The organism is Tellurirhabdus rosea (assembly GCF_026278345.1).
Lineage (GTDB): Bacteria > Bacteroidota > Bacteroidia > Cytophagales > Spirosomataceae > Tellurirhabdus > Tellurirhabdus rosea.
Window position 1 is genome coordinate 5,463,869 of record NZ_CP111085.1, and the last position, 17,458, is coordinate 5,481,326.

Here is a 17,458-nt window from a genome sequence, read left to right on the forward strand (position 1 = left end):
CCTTTAACTTTACCAACATGGCACTAATTGAATTGAAAATGCCCAGTATGGGCGAAAGCATCATGGAATGCACGGTCATCCAGTGGCTCAAAAAGCCCGGCGACCGCATCGAAACGGATGATTCTATTCTGGAAGTAGCAACGGATAAAGTAGATACCGAAGTACCGGCCTCCAGCAGCGGTATTCTTAAAGAATGGCTGGTCAAGGACGGCGACGTGGTGGCGATTGGCAGCCCGATTGCCCGCGTTGAAACCGAAGCCGGGGCGGAAGCGGCCGACGATACGCCCGCCGCCCCGGCCCCGGCCGCCGTTACCGAGACGGCCGAGCAGGATGTAGCGAGCGTGGCCGCCCAGCTGGAAGCCGACATCAGTACCCTCTCGCCGCGCAACCCCGACATCCGGACCGACGCTGAGGCAACTCCGGCCGGCAGCCGTTTTTACTCGCCGCTGGTGCTCAGCATCGCCCGTACGGAAGGGATTTCGCAGGAAGAACTGGCCCGGATTGCGGGCAGCGGTGCGGAACACCGGGTGACCAAGAAAGATATTCTGGCTTACGTGGAGCAGCGGAAGGCGCAGCCGGCACCGCCGCCCGCCGCCGAAGTCAAACCCGCGCCCCAGCCGCAGCCCGTACAGGCACCCGTACCGCAACCCGCCAAGGCGGTGTCCCTTAACGGCCAGACCGACATTGTGCAGATGGACCGGATGCGGAAAATGATCGCCGAGCGGATGGTCGAATCCAAACGGGTGTCGCCGCACGTCACCTCCTTCGTTGAGACCGATATGACCGTGGCCGCCCAATGGCGCGAACGGGTCAAAAAGCCGTTTCAGCAGCAATACGGCGAGAACATCACCTTCACGCCTATCCTGCTGGAAGCCGTCATTAAAGCGCTGCGGGATTTCCCGATGATCAACGTTTCGGTGGACGGCGACCGCATTCTGGTCAAGAAAAACATCAACGTCGGCATGGCGGTGGCCCTTCCGAGCGGGAATCTCATTGTGCCGGTCATTCACGACGCGGATCAGTACAACCTGGTTGGGCTGACCCGGAAAGTGAACGACCTGACGCGCCGCGCCCGCGAAAACAAGCTGACGGCGGACGACCTGGCTAACGGCACCTATACCGTTTCGAACATCGGCACCTTCGGCAACATCATGGGAACGCCAATCATCCTCCAGCCGCAGGTGGCGATCATGGCCTTTGGTGCAATCCAGAAAAAACCCGCCGTCATCGAAACGCCCCAGGGCGACCTGATTGGTATCCGGCAGAAGATGTTTATCTCCCACAGCTACGACCACCGGGTGGTGGATGGCTCGCTGGGCGGCCAGTTCGTCAAACGGGTTTCCGACTATCTGGAAGGTTTTGATCCGGACCGGGGACTGGTTTAAGAATTCCGGTTAAACCGGGACCGTTCAGGAACAGATCCGAACTCTCCCGTTCGCTGCTGGTTGGATAAGACGTTTCCATGTCTTATCCACCATGCAGCGATTTTTTATTGCCCTTGCTTTTCTGACGGGTTTTCTAAATTCCGTCAAGGCCCAGCAGAACATCTTCAACGTCCCGACTTCCGAGCTTACCCGCCGCCATCAGTTCATTATTCAGCAGCAGATCAACGTATCGGGGCAGGAATTGCAGTCGAACACCACCTTTAGCTACGGAATCGGGCGCAATCTGGAGCTGGGTTTCAACCTGTTCAACGTAAAGGGCCATACGCGCCCCCTGGGACTGGAATCCAACTCCGACCCGCAGAAAGAACCCCTCAGTCCGTTTGTCCTGCTCAACGCGCAGAAAGGCTTTTACCTGACCGAATGGCTCAGTCTCGGCGTCGGGGGTCAGTACGGCTTTCATTTTCCGGAGAACAACGACGTCCGGGTTGGGGCCTATGCGTACGGGAACCTGATTACGGAGTTGCCCAAACTGAACACCCGCCTGATTACCGGCCTGTACCATGCCGACCGGACGTTGTTTGGACCGGGCTACCGAAACGATTTTTTTCTGCGTCCGCCCGGCCTGGGTATCCAACTGGGGTTTGAGCAGCCCCTGTTTCATAACAAACTGCTGCTGGTGGCGGATTATATGGGAGGTACGCATTCGTACGGAGCCGCTACCGCCGGGCTGGATTTTCGGATTCAGAAGAAGCTGGAACTCGCCGTCGGCTACCAGTTTCCCAACCCGTACAGCGCGGCTTCGGAAGGCCTAATTTTTCAGTTTACGCTCCTGCCGTAAGCACCGGCCGGTCGGAAGTCTTACTTTTGCGCAACAATAGAATTGACAACCTGAATGAAACCACGCATTGCCATTGATATGGACGATGTCCTCGCCGACACGACCGGCAAGTTCATCGACATCTACCGCCGCGACTTCGACCCGGTTGTGGCACCCGAACGATTCCGGGAGAAATCGTTTCACGAGTTGCTCGATCAGGAAACCTACGGTCGGCTTTTCCGCTACGTGCACGACCGGGGCTTCTTCACCGACATCGAGGTGATGGAAGGGGCTATCGACGTTACGCGGGCGCTGATGGAAAAATACGATTTGTTCGTCACAACGGCGGCGATGGAGTTTCGGAATTCGTTCGAAGAAAAATACGACTGGCTGATGCGGCACTTTTCGCATATTCCGTGGCAGAACTGGGTATTTCTGGGCGACAAAAGCATCATCCGGGCCGAGTACATGATCGACGACCTGCCGCGCAATCTCCTGACATTTGAGGGCGAAGGGTTGCTTTTTCACGCCCCGCACAACACGGACGACAACGAGTTTCGGCGGGTCCGGTCGTGGGACGAAATCGCCGGGCTGCTACTCTGAGTCCGGTAGAAATAGAAACGCCGGTGCCCTTTCTGGAAGGACACCGGCGTTTTTTTAGTTGGGAAGCCGATATTTACTTGACCTCTACCTGTCGTTCGTGACCCGTCTCGAATTCCGGGCTGACCACCTTGGCCGGGCGCATTTTGATGATGCCTGCTTTCGACAGCAGCCGGATGATCGGATACGTCGGGTCGAATTCCCACCAGCGGGCCCCAAAATTGGCATCGTTGGGACGTTTGTGGTGGTTGTTCTGGAACAGTTCGCCCATCATCAGCAGGTCGAAGACCAGCGAATTTTTGGATCTATCGTGGTTATCGAAGTTGGCGTAGCCGTATTTGTGTCCGCTCCAGTTGACGATGGCACCGTGGATAGGCCCCATTAGGAAGTGAATCGGCAGCAGGAAGAAAAACGCCCAGTGCATATCCAGATAGAGGAAAGCGAAGACGTAAAAAAGACCGTACAGAACGCCCCACCCGACCCGGGAAACCCAGGAATCCCCGATTCTCTCGATCAGGTGCCACTCCGGATAATTCCGGTCGAACTGCCGCTCGACGGGCCGTTTGCGGTGCAGAACGGCGTTGTAGAGATCCTTTGTTTTCCACATCATCGTAAAAATGTTCTTCGTATGATGCGGCGAATGAGGGTCTTTTGGCGTATCGCTGAACGCGTGGTGCATCCGGTGCAGGACCGCGTAAGCCCGGGGGCTCAGGTACGACGACCCCTGCGAGAGGTACGTCAAAAAATAGAAAAAGCGCTCCCACACCTTGCTCATGGTGAACATTTTATGGGCAGCATAGCGGTGCAGGAAGAAGGTCTGGCAAAAAAGAGACAGATACCAGTGCGCCAGAAAGACAAAAATGACAATTGCCACAGGGACTAAGAGGGTTAATTGTACAGAACTAAAGACAAATAAGATTGCAGGGCAGATAAGCAAAGTTACCTATTTTACAACAAAGTCGGCCCGAATGTTTTACTTTTTATAAATTTTTCGGGTTGGCTCAGTACACCGTCGTGGCGTACTGGAGCAGGTTGGCGCCCATCCGCAGGGCCTGCTGACGGACCTCTTCCGGGTCATTATGTACGCTCTGGTCTTCCCAGCCGTTGCCCAGATCGCATTCGAAGCTATAATAGCACACCAGCCGACCTTCCCATATGAGGCCAAAACCCTGCGGGGCCTTGCCGTCGTGTTCGTGTACTTTTGGAAGGCCGTTGGCAAAGCGAAACTTCTGGTTGTAGACCGGATGGTTGAACGGAAGTTCGATAAACGAAAGCTCCGGAAACACTTTTTTCATCTCGCGGCGGATAAATTTGTCCAGCCCATAGTTGTCGTCGATATGCAGAAAGCCGCCCGACATCAGGTAGCGGCGCAGGTTCTGCGCCTCGGCATCGGTAAATACGACGTTTCCGTGACCGGTCATATGCACGAACGGGTACGAAAAAAGCTCTGGGCTGCCCACCTCCACAATATCCTCTTCCGGAAAGATATTCATCCGCAGGTTTGAATTGGCAAACCGGATCAGGTTTGGCAACGACGTTTTGTTGGCGTACCAGTCGCCGCCGCCGCCGTACTTCAGTTTGGCAATTTTGTACGAATACTGAGCTGAAGCCGCCGTAGGCAGGCCAATCGCAAGGAGCAGAAAGAATAGTAGTCGTTTCATGCGTAACGCTTATAACTCATTCACCAGATGCACGGTATGACAGGCGGCAAAGGCCGCCGTTTCGGTCCGCAGGCGGGTCTTCCCCAGCGTCACCGGCTTGAAACCTGACTGTAGGGCGGCCGCCAGCTCGTCTTTCGAAAAATCCCCTTCCGGTCCGATCAGCACCAGCACGGAACCGGCAGGTCGGGCGGCTTTCAGCAGGTGGGGCGTCGGATTCTCCTCGTCCAGATGAGCTATGAACCGCTGATCGGCCGATAAGTTTAGGACTTCCCGAAAATGTTCCAGAAAAGCAAGGGCCGGCAGACGATTCTGAAGCGACTGTTTCATGGCCGCCACGGCAATCTTTTCGACCCGGTCCATTTTCAGCACGCGCCGTTCGGAGTGTTTGCCCACAAAAAACGTCAGGCTGTCGATACCAATTTCGACAGCCTTCTCGACAAACCATTCTATTCGGTCGAGATTTTTTGTGGGAGCCACCGCCAGATGAATCTGGTACGGGCGAACCGGGTCCGTATGCTGCTGCAAAATACGGAAGGTACACCGACGCGGGTCGGCTGTTTCTATAACGCACGCGAGCCGATTTCCTTGCCCATCCGTCACCTCGATCGGGTCACCCTTTTTCAACCGGAGTGTCTTGACGCAGTGCCGGGATTCTTCCTCCCCCAGAAAAGGCTCTGATAACGCATTAGGCTGGTAAAACAGGGGCATCAATCTTCTTCTTCGCTTTTGAACGAATACAGGGTGTTGTCCAGTTGGACGGTCTGGTTGTTATAATCGTCAATAAACTTGAGAATGACCTCATCCGTAATTTCGTCCACGTTCAGGCTCACATCCAGGCCAATGCCGTATTCAAAGTCCCGGTCGATTTCCAGATATTCCTGAACCTGAACGGCTTCGGTTTCCTCCAGTTCCTCGATGAGTTCGGTCACGTACAGTTCAATTTCTTCGTCCAGTTCCGGATTGATCTTGTAATTCGGCTTTCGGTCTTCCGGGGCCACGTACTGCGGAAATGATTTTTTGGCCTTTTCGACGGCCATTTCATAGACCAGACTGCTGTGGTGCAGGCGGAGCGTGTAGATGATCGCGTCACAAATTACTTCCTGCCCGTTTTCATTTCCCACAAACTGGATGTGAACGCATTCGCCCGATTCCAGCATATCCACCTCCTCGTCTTCTACCTGCACATAAGGTTTCCCTTCGTTCTGGATTTCTTCTTTGAGAAGCTGGATTTCTTCCGGCTCGTAGCCTTTGTTTTTGTACGTCGCTGCCATGAGTGATGCGTTATTTTGTTGTCTATTCCGGAGTAGAACACAATTTCCGGGCTGCAGTTCACCAAAATGTCAAAACTACTGACTCCAGCCCGAAATCTCAACACTTTTCAGGCCCGCACCACCGACCCTGCCTGGTACTGCCGGACCACGGTCTGGGTGGCAAAATCGACGGCGAGCGGCAGGGCGGACAGGTTTGTGTTGAGAAGCTGGTCCTCTTTGCGGTGAATGTGAGGCATTTGTCCGTGCTCATCGAGGGCCGACAGGGTAATCGCCGGGATGCCCTCCCGCACAAACCAGACCGTATCAAAATCGGCCGTATGCCAGGCACCAATGCTCACCTGCCCCCGAAAATTACGCTCACCCGCAATTTTCTGCGCCTGCCGAAAGAGGTCGTTGTCGTAACGGATGGACTCCACTGTGCCCGTTTTTTTGATCAGGTTCAGTTTGCCGTTCCCGAGCGTGTCGAAATTAATGACAAATGTCCGGTGGCGGGGCCATTCCTGAATGTGGCTTTCCAGGTACTGCCGGGCCCCGATCATCCCCACCTCCTCGGCGCCGGTCAGGACGACTTCCAGGTCAAGTCCCGGTAGTCCGCACTGGCGGAGGCGCTCGGCGGTGGCCAGTGCCGCCGCCACGCCGGTAGCATTGTCGCTGGCGCCGTTGGTATAGCCGTTGAGCCAGTAGCCAAGCGTCCCGAGCAACGCCTGGAGTAGGAAATACCCGGCCAGTGCGTAGCGAATCGAAAGGAGATACTCGTTTTCCAGATCAAAAAGGTTCACCACGACCAGCCCGCTGGCCAGCAGCATCAGCAGGAGAGAAACGATCAGAGATGACCGAAAACCCCTTACCTGCCCAGAACTGTACAGCAGGGAAACGGGCGCGGTATCGTAATGGGCCATTAGAATCACCTTCATCGCCGGCTCCGCCCCTTCTCCGGAGTCGCGCCACCGGCCGATTACATTATGCGATTGAACCAGCGGAGGCAGCAGAACGACGGGCGAAAAACGCCAGTTGAAGTAAAGCCATGCCGCGACCGTGCTGGCCCAGGTTATCAGGATGGAAAACGTTTTCAGGTACGGCAGTCCGATCAGTCCCAGCAGCAGTCCGCCGATGAGCCAGTAGACAACGGAGACGTAGGTTCGCGGAGTCTGGAAGGATTCGGTCACGACCTCCGCCCGCTGTTCCCGGAGTGCTTCCGTTAAAATCTCGCGGGCCACCCCTTCATACCGGGTGCCCGCCCCCCGGTGGGGAAGTTTAGTCAAGTCACGCAAAAAGGATTCAATCGAAAAGGCCATACTTTACGGTTCCGGTTATACGAACAGAGCGCTTTGTTGAGAACGAATGTAAGCCAAAAAACAGATTAACGGCCAATCATTTGTAACTGATTTTGTTCAGTCGCAAACCAAGTAAACGATATAAAAACGAAAAAGCCGGTATGAATACCGGCTTTTTACGATTGTGTGGTTTATTTCTTTACAAACCGCAGGACTTTTAATAAGCGCCCCGCCTGGCTGATTCTTAGGAAATAGATTCCAGGAGCTGTCGAGCCTACGCTAAGCGTAGCCGATTGGTCCAGAAAACCGGGCGTGGTGACAGGTCCCATGACCTGCCCGGAACTGTTTGTTACGCTAAACGAAAGCTGTCCGGGCTGGTATCCGGCAGGAATAGCCAGCGTCAATTCTTTTTCTACCGGGTTGGGGAATATCCGGAAATCAGAAATTTCGGCCGTTCCGGTCCTGCCTTTTTCTTTGCTCGCCAGTCGCCCTCCATTAGCGCAGGTATACTGCCGGGTGCTCATGGTAAACAACTGGGCTGAACCCGCAAAACGGGCCACGACCGTATGCTGTCCGGAGGTCTTGTAAACCGACGGTATGGCGAACTCAAAGCCATGCAGACCATTATCATTGAGGTAAGCGCCTACGTCTGTCCGAAGTTTGTCCGCGGTCAGTGTACCGGCCAGTTGTCCATCAATGTACAGATCGACACCAATTGACGTATTGGGCTTTGCCCGGTCGGCCGCCCAGCCCGTAATCCGGTCGCAGGAAGCATGATCCAGGTGACCTTCAGGCTGTTGATAAGCCGCAGGGGTCGGAGCTGGGGAGGGCGTCACGGGTGAATCGGTAGCCGGCGCCGTGCAGCCCCCCACCGTCTGGCCGCTGTTGCTCAGTTCCCGGCTGCTGCCGCTATAACGCACCTGAATGGTCTGGTTGCTGTTGCGGCGGAAAGGGGCCGGAATCACAAACTCATAGCCATGCAGCCCGTTGTCATTCAGGTATGCGCCCACGTCCGCCCGGGGCCGATCAGCGACCACTGTCCCGGCCAGCTGACCATTGACATACACCTCTACGCTTATCGAAACGTTGGGCCGTGAACGGTCCGCCGCCCAGCCCGTTACCCGCTCGCAGGAAGCGATGTCCAGAAATCCTTCCGGACGCTGGTAATCACCTGTAGGTGCCGGAACCGGCGTGGGAGTCGGGGTAGGAGTTGGAGTAGCCTCTGACGGGGGTGCCTGGCACCCCCCTACTGTCTGGCCGCTGTTGCTCAGTTCCCGGCTACTCCCCGAAAAACGCACCTGAATCTGCTGGTTTCCTGCCCTGCGGTAGGCATTCGGGATTACAAACTCATAGCCATGCAACCCGTTGTCATTCAGGTATGCGCCCACGTCCGAGCGTATCTTATCGGCCCTCACCGTGCCGGCCAATTGACCATTTACGTACACATCGACACTAACCGATACATTCGGCTGGGATCGGTCAGCGGCCCATCCTGTCACCCGGTCGCAAAAACCATTGTCCAGAAAACCCTCCGGCTGTCGGTAGTTGTCCGTTGCCGAAGGGGCCGGAGCCGGGGAGGGCGTCACGGGTGAATCGGTAGCCGGCGCCGTGCAGCCCCCCACCGTCTGACCGCTGTTGCTCAGTTCCCGGCTGCTGCCGCTGTAACGCACCTGAATGGTCTGGTTGCCGTTGCGGCGGAAAGGGGCCGGAATCACAAACTCATAGCCATGCAGCCCGTTGTCATTCAGGTATGCGCCCACGTCCGCCCGCGGCCGATCAGCGACCACTGTCCCGGCCAGCTGACCATTGACATACACCTCTACGCTTACCGAAACGTTGGGCCGTGAACGGTCCGCCGCCCAGCCCGTTACCCGCTCGCAGGAAACCATCTCGACAAAGCCCTCCGGCGCTGCTGTTCCTGTCGGGTTTGGCGGGGTGGGTGTACCGGGCACAGCAGCGGTGCTCGTATACCCCGGCTGCCACGGCTGGGAAGTGTTCAGGAAGCCGGTGTTGGTAACGGCATCTGCCCACAACTGAGCGGCGCGGCGTTTTCCCTCATCGTTCAAATGAACCTGATCCGGTCGGTGCTGTGGCTCCAGTCCGGTATCATAATCCGGTCCGGGAAAACAGTTGGGTTCAGCGGCCATGCGGTTCTGCGCCTGCCGAATGGCCCAGCGGGGGTCCGTGGTAATATAGGGGGTCTGCCGGTTCACCATCACGGCCAATGCCCCATAGTTCAAATCTACACGCGCCTGGTTGACCCAGGTCCGGTAGTATTGCAGCACCTCATCAACGTTTGTGTTGGCATGGTCGTTCTGCCCCTGGTCGGACAGGATTCCGCGAACCCCAATATCACGTATGTACTTCGTCAGCGTATTTTTTACGTTGATGTAGGGCATCCGAATATCCCAGCGGACAAAACCGTGTTCGAACCATTGCCCCTGTGATGATTTCGCCCAGTGTTCAAGACTCGTTCCCCCAAATGCCGCATTGAAAATCAAAACCGGTACGTTTAAACGCTGCGCCAGATGCTGTCCAAAAGCTCCCCAGAAGTGAGCGCTGTGCCCAAACGGTCCGATGCGGGCACCCTCTCCGAGCTGTGCATACGGCGGATTGGTTAGGTACTGGGGATCGGCGGTACTCTCGTAAATTTGTGACAGAGGTTGTTGGATGTGATTCACCCGGTCGTCAGAAGCGGCTTCAATGGGGTTTTCATCTCCTTGGGCCACGGAATGCCCCGCCACCAGGAACACCTCTCCCACGCCAATGCGCTCGACCAGCGTGGTACCCAGTGGCGTTCCGTTGCTGCTGACGGCTCTCAGTTCGAGATTGTACCATCCGCCGCTCGCTGTGACGCCTCCCGAAAACTGGCCGCTTTCGACGGTATTGTCGATACTTTGCCAATCAATTGTGGTTTGATTGCTCCGATTAAAGAGGCGTACTTCCACCCTACCCGATTCCGAGGGACAGGTACCTCTTACCTGAATGACGGCCTCATTCTGGTTATTGCGCTGAAAAACAGTGCGCGAAGAAGGAAAACTTATCGACATCTGGGCATAAACCAGAGACGACAATAAACAGAGTAAAATACAGGTTGCGGTGCGTTGCATAACGCTTAATGTTAGCTTGTACAAGTTTCCATGTCAAACTTAACAAAAAGCCTTCCCAGGAGCTAAAATGAGCGTTTTTGTTACCATAAAATTTATCATACGTTCATATATTTTACTTCAATCGCCTTCTCTTCCCGCCGTTGCGGGGTATAAAAAACAAAAAGTCGCCCGGTGCCGGGCGACTTTTTGTTTTCCAAAACTTATGCGTTTACTTGATAAACAGCATCTCCCGGTATTTGACGAGCGGCCAATCTTCATCGTCGATCACCAGTTCCAGTTTATCCACATGGTACCGGATTTTGTCGAAGAAGTCTTTCACCTCCGTGGCATAGATGCGGGCCGTTTCGTGCGTGTTGGACGTATTGTTGGCCCGCTTCCGGGTTTCGGTCATTTCCTCCACCCCGTTCTTGATAGCCACCACCCGGGTAGAAATTTCCCGAATAATGTCCTTTACCGGCTCGGCTTCGGCCGTCATGCCAATATCGACCAGGGCTTTGGCCGTTTCGGCCAGTTTGTTCTGGTATTTCAGGGCCGTCGAAACGACATGGTTCATGGCCAGATCGCCCACCACCCGGGACTCGATCTGCACATTCTTGATGTACTTTTCGAGTTCAATTTCGTACCGGGCTTCCACTTCGCGGTGGTTCAGCACGCCCACCCGTTCGAAGAGGCTGATCGATTCCGGCTTGGTATATACGCCCAGGGCCTCCGGCGTCGATTTGATGTTGGACAGTCCGCGACGAGCCGCTTCCTCCACCCACTCGTCCGAATAGCCGTTGCCTTCGAACAGAATGCGCTTCGTCTCGCGGTAGTATTGCTTCAGAATATCGACAACGGCCAGTTCTTTCTTCTCGCCATTAGCCAGACGGGCATCCAGTTCAATTTTGAACTTGGCCAGCTGGTCGGCGACAATGGTGTTGAGCACAATCATCGTCGAAGCCGAGTTGGCTCCGCCGCCCACGGCCCGGAATTCGAACTTGTTGCCGGTGAAGGCAAATGGTGAGGTCCGGTTGCGGTCGGTATTGTCGCGGAGCAGCGACGGAATGCGGTTGATGCCGAGCTTGTAATAGACGTTATCACCCTTCTGCAGCGAAATCTCCGACTTATTTTCCAGGTCTTCGAGCGCCTTGGTCAGGGTTTCGCCGAGGAAAACCGACATGATGGCCGGGGGCGCTTCGTTGGCCCCGAGGCGGAACTCGTTGCCGGCGGAAGCGATGGAAGCCCGGAGCAGATCGGCATTGTCGTGAACCGCCTTGACGACGTTTACGACAAACGTCAGGAAGCGCAGGCTTTCTTTCGGCTTCGTGCTGGGACCGAGCAGGTTGACGCCGGTATCGGTCCCCATCGACCAGTTGTTGTGCTTACCCGAGCCGTTGATTCCCGCGAACGGTTTTTCGTGGAAAAGGACTTTGAAGCTGTGCCGTTCGGCCACTTTCTCCATCAGGTCCATCAGCAGGGCGTTGTGGTCGATGGCCAGGTTCACCTCTTCAAAGGTCGGAGCTACTTCAAACTGCCCCGGAGCCACTTCGTTGTGGCGCGTACGCACCGGAATGCCCAGTTTCATGGCTTCAAATTCGAAATCGACCATGAAGGCGTTCACCCGCGGGGGAATCGTTCCGAAATAGTGGTCCTCCAGCTGTTGGCCGCGCGCGGGGGAATGCCCGAAAACGGTACGGCCCGCCATCACCAGGTCCGGGCGAGCCAGAAACAGCGCCTTGTCGACCAGAAAATATTCCTGCTCAGCTCCGAGCGTAGGCGTTACTTTCGATACGTTGCGGTCGAAGAACTGGCAGACCGCCGTGGCGGCCTTGTCGAGGGCGTGCACCGCTTTCAGCAACGGCGTTTTGTAGTCGAGGGCTTCGCCCGTGTACGAGATAAAGACAGAAGGAATGCAGAGCGTTTTGCCGCCGGCCCCGTTGTCCATCAGGAAAGCCGGTGAGCCCGGGTCCCAGCCCGTATAGCCGCGTGCTTCAAAGGTATTGCGCAGTCCGCCGCTCGGGAACGAAGAAGCGTCCGGCTCCTGCTGAACGAGGGCCGAAGCCTTAAATTTTTCAATGGCTTTGCCTTCCATCGTAATGTCGAAGAAGGCGTCGTGTTTTTCGGCCGTCGAACCGGTGAGCGGCTGAAACCAGTGGGTGTAGTGGGTAGCGCCTTTCGACGTAGCCCAGGATTTCATGGCATTGGCCACTTCATCGGCGATATCCCGGTCAATTTTGCCGCCCGTTTCGATGGCCTGCGTCATTTTCAGGTATGCTTCCGGAGAAAGCAGGGCGCGCATCACTTCGTTATTGAATACGTGCGAAGCGTAGAAGTCCGATACGCGGTCAGCCGGTGGCGCCACCGGCAGCGCATGGCGGGCCTGTGCAATTTCTAAGGCTTTGAAGCGGAAATTAGACATGAGGGATGATTTGTGGTTTTTGAGTCAATAACGGCACCAAACATACGTAGTTTCAGCTTCTTTCCCAGAAAATCGCTTTGTTTTTTAACTGATATTTAAGAAAAACGGCATAAAACACAAAGTCCGCCTTCCTAATTGGAAGGCGGACTTTGTAAGAAAAATCAAATATTAGGGATTCCTAACAAACTCAGGATTAGTTCTCCACCATAACATCAGCCGACTTAACGGTCTTGATGATCCGGGCTGCCACTTTGTAGGGGTCAGCGGCGGAGTTGGGGCGACGGTCTTCCAGCCAGCCTTTCCAGCCGCGGTCAACCGTAGCGATGGGGATACGGATCGAAGCACCGCGGTCCGATACGCCGTACGAGAACTTGTCGATTGACTGGGTTTCGTGCTTGCCCGTCAGACGCATGTGGTTGTCGGCACCGTAGACGTCGATGTGTTCTTTCACCACCGGAGCAAACGCTTCGCAGATGGTAGCGTACACCTCCTTGCTGCCGCAGGTACGCAGAACGCCGTTCGAGAAGTTGGCGTGCATGCCTGAACCGTTCCAGTCGGTGTCGCCCAGGGGCTTGCAGTGCCAGTTGATGGAAACGTTATATTTTTCGCCGATGCGCTCCAGCAGGTAACGCGCTACCCAAACCTGGTCACCGGCGGCTTTTGCTCCTTTGGCAAAAATCTGGAACTCCCACTGGCCCGTTGCTACTTCGGCGTTGATGCCTTCCACGTTCAGACCGGCATCGAGGCAGACATCCAGGTGCTCCTCTACGATGTGACGGCCAAACGCGTTTTTAGCGCCTACTGAGCAGTAGTAAGGGCCCTGCGGGCGTTTCGGGAAGCCTTCTGCCGGGAAGCCCATCGGCTTGTCGATGGCCTCGTCCCACAGGAAGTATTCCTGCTCAAATCCAAACCAGAAATCGTTATCGTCGTCGTCGATGGTTGCCCGCCCGTTCGACTCGTGGGCCGTACCGTCCGAGTTCAGAACTTCGCACATCACCAGGTATCCGTTCTTGCGCTGCGGGTCCGGGCAGATGAACACCGGCTTCAGCAGGCAGTCTGAAGAACCACCCGGGGCCTGCTCGGTTGACGAGCCGTCGAAAGACCACATTTCGCAGTCTTCCAGAGTTCCGGAGAAGTCGCTAACGATTTTGGTTTTTGAACGGAGGCTTTGCGTGGGCTTGTAGCCATCGAGCCAGATGTACTCGAGCTTGGACTTAACCATGATTAGGATACGTTTATTCGGTTTATACAGGTAACGACTGATTCTGTTGAACAAATGTAAGTCCGTTTGCCAAATAAATGCAAAGCATTTTTGCTTTTTCTTTATATCCCCTATTTTTTTTACAAAAATTTCACAATAATCATTGGCAAACTACAATAATATCAACAAAAACCTGCATTATAGGACCCATGCAATCTGAAACTCCTTTTTCAGAATTACACATATATTTCTACCAAAAGACCGGTTTTATACACCTAGATTTTTCGTTTTCATCTATTACTATTCCCACGAACGTCTTTTCCGCTACAACCTCTCTGTCCTCTCCCAATCCGCCTTTCCCTAAATCAGTACGATTATTGTACGGTCAGCGAACGAACGGACGTGAAATAACCGTTACGTATAGTACTTTTGTCGTTAACATTACCGTAACATGGCTTATCCTTATGCGTAGTCGCATCAGCTGGCTCGCCGCTTATTTCCTGTTATGGGGCGCCTGGTTTGAGGGGTCCCGGCTTGTTTTTCTTTGGTATCAGTTCGTGCAGCAGAACGGGGCCGACCCCGCCAACTGGCTGCCGATTCTGGGGCACGGCCTCCGCATGGACCTTTCGGTGGCCGGTTACCTGACGCTGCTGCCGGGTTTCTGGCTGGCGTTTGCCCCCGCCCGCTGGCTTTTTCCGGTGATCCGGCCTTACTCGTCCCTGATGGTTATCGTGGTCAGCTTCCTCACTACGGTCGATCTGGAATTATACCGGGCCTGGGGATTCCGGCTCGATACCACTCCCCTGCGCTATCTCAGCACGCCCAATGAAGCGTTTGCATCCATCGGCTCATCGCCGCTGGGCTGGCTGGCGTTCATCCTGATTCTGCTGACTATAACGGGCGCGGCCCTGTTCCTGACGGTCAACCGGTGGTTCTCCCGGCAGCCCGGCATCGCGTACAGGTCACCCTTTGAAGCCGTTCCGCTGGTGCTGGCCACCGCCGGACTGATTATTCCCATCCGCGGCGGACTGCAACTGGCACCGATGAACGTGAGCGCGGTTTATTTCTCCCGGAGTTTGTTCGACAATCACGCGGCGATCAATCCGCAGTGGAATTTCATTTTTTCGGTGCTCGAACGACCGGCGGACAATGTCAATCCGTTTGCCTTTTTACCGGAAAATCAGGCCCGGCAGAATGTCCAGCACCTGTATGAGTTCGGTGCCCGGGCCAAGCCGGTGCTCAAAACCCGAAAGCCGAACATTGTCCTGATTATCTGGGAAAGCCTGACGGCGAAAGCCGTGGCGGGTCTCGGCGGACGGACCGGCATCACGCCGCAGTTTGAACGCCTGAGTCAGGAAGGGCTGCTGTTCAGCCAGTTGTACGCCAGCGGCGACCGGAGTGATAAAGGGCTGGTGGCGGTCCTGAGCGGCTTTCCCGCCCAGCCCACGGCCTCCATCATGACCATTCCGGGGAAAGCCGCCAAATTGCCCACCCTGAGCCAGCACCTCAAAAAAGCGGGCTACGAAACGTCCTTTTATTACGGGGGTGAAACCGAATTTGCCAACATCAAATCGTACCTGCTCAACAGCCAGTACGACCGCATTGTGTCCAAAGCGGATTTCAACTCCTCCGACTGGAATTCCAAGTGGGGCGCCCACGACCATGTGGTCTACGACCGGCTCCTCCAGGATTTGAACAGGCAGCAAAAGCCTTTTTTTGCCACGTTCTTCACCCTGAGCAGTCACGAACCGTTCGAAACGCCCGTTCCCACCGTAATTTCCGGAGCGGATGAGGAGTCCCGCTTTCTGAACGCGATGCACTACGCGGACCAAAGCTTTGGCCGGTTCATCGAGGAGGCCAAAAAGCAGCCCTGGTGGGACAATACGCTGATTGTTGTCGTCGCCGACCACGGGCACCGGCTTCCGGTCCTCTCGCCCGACAAAGTGGCCAATTTTCACATTCCCATGCTCTGGCTGGGCGGCGCCCTGAAAGCTTCATCCAAAGTAATCGGCAATACCGGCTCCCAGACCGACCTGGCCGCTACGCTTCTGAACCAGTTGCGGCTGGATGGGTCGGCCTTCCGTTTCAGCCGGGACCTGCTGGCTCCGTGCAGCCGTCCGTTTGCCTATTTCGCCTTCAACAACGGCTTCGGGCTGGTTCAACCGGACCGCTGGCTGATTTTTGATAACGAAAGCCGTCAGGTCAGTTCCTCCCGGGGTAAGGTTACGCAGGAAGATGTGGAAGTCGGCGAAGCGTATGAAGCCATTTCGTACGGTGAATTTTTAATCAAATAATCCGGTTGGATAAGAGGAAGCCGGATAAAGCTTCGTTCAATCCGCCTGATATTCGTATTTTTGCAGGATAAATGCCTGAGATGAAAAAAGTTGCATTTTATACACTGGGTTGCAAACTGAATTTCTCCGAATCCTCTACCCTGGCCCGCATGCTGGAAGATCTGGGGTACGAACGGGTGGAATTCAACCAGCAGCCGGATGTTTTTATCATAAACACCTGCTCGGTGACGGACAATGCCGACAAAAAATGCCGGAAAATTGTTCGCGAGGCGCAGAAGATCAATCCCGAAGGCTACGTCGCTATTCTGGGCTGTTATGCCCAATTGAAACCGCAGGAAATCGCCGAAATTCCGGGCGTCGATGCCGTTCTGGGCGCTTCTGAGAAGTTTCGCCTGCACGAACTGCTGCCGACCTTTGTGAAGGCGACCAGCGGGACGGCCCAGGTTTATAATTCGCCCATCGAGGAAGCGCTGGAGTACCACGCCTCCTACTCGCTCAACGACCGGACCCGGACCTTTCTGAAAGTTCAGGACGGCTGTGATTACCCCTGCGCGTACTGCACCATTCCGCTGGCCCGGGGCCGGAGTCGGTCCGACAGCATCGCGAATGTGGTTCGGGCGGCGGGCGAAATCGCGGCCCGGGGCGTCAGGGAAATCGTTCTGACGGGCGTCAATATCGGTGATTTTGGCCTCGTCAATGGTGAGCGGGTCGAAACCTTTCTGGACCTGATCCGGGCGCTGGACGAAGTGGACGGCATTGAGCGCTTTCGCATTTCATCCATCGAGCCCAACCTGCTGACGGACGAAGTGATTGCCTTTGTCGCCCAGTCGAAGCGCTTTGTGCCGCATTTCCACGTGCCGCTGCAATCGGGTTCCAATAAAGTACTGGGGCTGATGCGCCGCCGTTACCGCCGGGAACTGTACGCCGACCGGGTGGCGCAGATCAAACGGCTGATGCCGGACGCCTGCATCGGGGTGGATGTCATCGTCGGGCACCCGGGCGAAACGGACGAGTTGTTCCGGGAAACCTACCAGTTTCTGAACGAGCTGGACATTTCCTACCTGCACGTCTTTACCTACTCGGAGCGGCCCAACACGCTGGCCCTGGACATCCGGCCGGTGGTGCCGGGCTCCAAGCGGGCGGAGCGGTCAAAAATGCTGCATATTCTCTCGGACAAAAAGCGGCGGGCCTTTTACGAAACCCAGTTGAACCGGACAGCGACCGTTCTATTTGAAGAAGACGTTGAAAACGGGCAGATGCAGGGTTTTACCGAGAACTACGTTCGAGTCACGGCCAAGTACGATCCGCTGCTGATTAACGAACTTAAACAGATTCGGATGACGGCCATCAACCCGGCGGGCCTGATGGAAGCCGAAGAAATAATGACCGATATGGTGGTGCATCATTAGTCGTGCCCCACTAAATCAACGTTGGGATAAGGCAGGAT

13 protein-coding genes are annotated in these 17,458 nt (G+C 55.5%); 5 read left to right on the forward strand and 8 right to left on the reverse strand.

Annotated features, from left to right (window positions below):
- Positions 1 to 17 precede the first annotated feature (17 nt).
- The 3 genes from ORG26_RS23030 to ORG26_RS23040 all read left to right on the forward strand — a co-directional run bounded on the left by ORG26_RS23030 (position 18) and on the right by ORG26_RS23040 (position 2,805).
- Positions 18 to 1,385, forward strand: coding sequence for a dihydrolipoamide acetyltransferase family protein (locus tag ORG26_RS23030; protein WP_266366003.1), 1,368 nt, complete (start codon positions 18 to 20; stop codon positions 1,383 to 1,385).
- A 91-nt stretch (positions 1,386 to 1,476) separates the two neighbouring features.
- Positions 1,477 to 2,223: a hypothetical protein gene (locus tag ORG26_RS23035; protein WP_266366004.1), complete on the forward strand. Its 747-nt coding sequence runs from the start codon at positions 1,477 to 1,479 to the stop codon at positions 2,221 to 2,223.
- 54 nt (positions 2,224 to 2,277) lie between these two features.
- Positions 2,278 to 2,805, forward strand: a complete 528-nt coding sequence (locus ORG26_RS23040) for a 5' nucleotidase, NT5C type (RefSeq protein ID WP_266366005.1) — start codon at positions 2,278 to 2,280, stop codon at positions 2,803 to 2,805.
- Positions 2,806 to 2,878: 73 nt separating this feature from the next.
- Here the strand turns inward: ORG26_RS23040 and ORG26_RS23045 are convergent, their stop codons facing one another.
- From ORG26_RS23045 to ORG26_RS23080, 8 genes are all read right to left on the reverse strand, one after another.
- A complete protein-coding gene (locus tag ORG26_RS23045) occupies positions 2,879 to 3,676 on the reverse strand; it encodes an acyl-CoA desaturase (RefSeq protein ID WP_266366006.1) in 798 nt (265 codons plus the stop codon).
- 127 nt (positions 3,677 to 3,803) lie between these two features.
- Positions 3,804 to 4,463, reverse strand: a complete 660-nt coding sequence (locus ORG26_RS23050) for a DUF4159 domain-containing protein (RefSeq protein WP_266366007.1) — start codon at positions 4,461 to 4,463, stop codon at positions 3,804 to 3,806.
- Positions 4,464 to 4,472: 9 nt separating this feature from the next.
- Positions 4,473 to 5,171 (reverse strand): 16S rRNA (uracil(1498)-N(3))-methyltransferase, encoded by a 699-nt coding sequence (locus ORG26_RS23055; protein ID WP_266366008.1) that lies wholly within the window; start codon positions 5,169 to 5,171, stop codon positions 4,473 to 4,475.
- Entirely contained in the window at positions 5,171 to 5,734 is a 564-nt protein-coding gene (locus ORG26_RS23060) for a hypothetical protein (RefSeq protein WP_266366009.1), read from the reverse strand. Before ORG26_RS23060 ends, ORG26_RS23055 begins: the two co-directional genes overlap by 1 nt.
- Before the next feature lie 107 nt (positions 5,735 to 5,841).
- Positions 5,842 to 6,996 carry a M20/M25/M40 family metallo-hydrolase gene (locus ORG26_RS23065; protein WP_266366010.1) on the reverse strand — a complete coding sequence of 385 codons (1,155 nt, stop codon included), beginning with the start codon at positions 6,994 to 6,996 and terminating at the stop codon, positions 5,842 to 5,844.
- A 203-nt stretch (positions 6,997 to 7,199) separates the two neighbouring features.
- Positions 7,200 to 9,956 (reverse strand): sialate O-acetylesterase, encoded by a 2,757-nt coding sequence (locus ORG26_RS23070; protein WP_266366011.1) that lies wholly within the window; start codon positions 9,954 to 9,956, stop codon positions 7,200 to 7,202.
- 370 nt (positions 9,957 to 10,326) lie between these two features.
- Positions 10,327 to 12,516 carry a glutamine synthetase III family protein gene (locus ORG26_RS23075; RefSeq protein ID WP_266366012.1) on the reverse strand — a complete coding sequence of 730 codons (2,190 nt, stop codon included), beginning with the start codon at positions 12,514 to 12,516 and terminating at the stop codon, positions 10,327 to 10,329.
- A gap of 193 nt (positions 12,517 to 12,709) precedes the next feature.
- Positions 12,710 to 13,738 carry a glutamine synthetase beta-grasp domain-containing protein gene (locus tag ORG26_RS23080; RefSeq protein ID WP_266366013.1) on the reverse strand — a complete coding sequence of 343 codons (1,029 nt, stop codon included), beginning with the start codon at positions 13,736 to 13,738 and terminating at the stop codon, positions 12,710 to 12,712.
- A gap of 443 nt (positions 13,739 to 14,181) precedes the next feature.
- On the opposite strand from ORG26_RS23080, the gene ORG26_RS23085 reads away from it, so the two are divergent.
- Both ORG26_RS23085 and mtaB read left to right on the forward strand, forming a co-directional pair.
- Complete coding sequence (locus ORG26_RS23085) at positions 14,182 to 16,011, forward strand: LTA synthase family protein (protein WP_266366014.1); 1,830 nt, start codon at positions 14,182 to 14,184, stop codon at positions 16,009 to 16,011.
- A gap of 80 nt (positions 16,012 to 16,091) precedes the next feature.
- A complete protein-coding gene (gene mtaB / locus ORG26_RS23090; RefSeq protein WP_266366015.1) occupies positions 16,092 to 17,420 on the forward strand; it encodes a tRNA (N(6)-L-threonylcarbamoyladenosine(37)-C(2))-methylthiotransferase MtaB in 1,329 nt (442 codons plus the stop codon).
- Positions 17,421 to 17,458: the final 38 nt, after the last annotated feature.

Coding starts and splice junctions, on each gene's coding strand:
- ORG26_RS23030 (WP_266366003.1), top strand. CDS start 18: ATGGCACTAATTGAATTGAAAATGCCCAGTATGGGCGAAAGCATCATG.
- ORG26_RS23075 (WP_266366012.1), bottom strand. CDS start 12,516: ATGTCTAATTTCCGCTTCAAAGCCTTAGAAATTGCACAGGCCCGCCAT.
- ORG26_RS23060 (WP_266366009.1), bottom strand. CDS start 5,734: ATGGCAGCGACGTACAAAAACAAAGGCTACGAGCCGGAAGAAATCCAG.
- ORG26_RS23055 (WP_266366008.1), bottom strand. CDS start 5,171: ATGCCCCTGTTTTACCAGCCTAATGCGTTATCAGAGCCTTTTCTGGGG.
- ORG26_RS23035 (WP_266366004.1), top strand. CDS start 1,477: ATGCAGCGATTTTTTATTGCCCTTGCTTTTCTGACGGGTTTTCTAAAT.
- mtaB (WP_266366015.1), top strand. CDS start 16,092: ATGAAAAAAGTTGCATTTTATACACTGGGTTGCAAACTGAATTTCTCC.
- ORG26_RS23050 (WP_266366007.1), bottom strand. CDS start 4,463: ATGAAACGACTACTATTCTTTCTGCTCCTTGCGATTGGCCTGCCTACG.
- ORG26_RS23080 (WP_266366013.1), bottom strand. CDS start 13,738: ATGGTTAAGTCCAAGCTCGAGTACATCTGGCTCGATGGCTACAAGCCC.
- ORG26_RS23040 (WP_266366005.1), top strand. CDS start 2,278: ATGAAACCACGCATTGCCATTGATATGGACGATGTCCTCGCCGACACG.
- ORG26_RS23085 (WP_266366014.1), top strand. CDS start 14,182: ATGCGTAGTCGCATCAGCTGGCTCGCCGCTTATTTCCTGTTATGGGGC.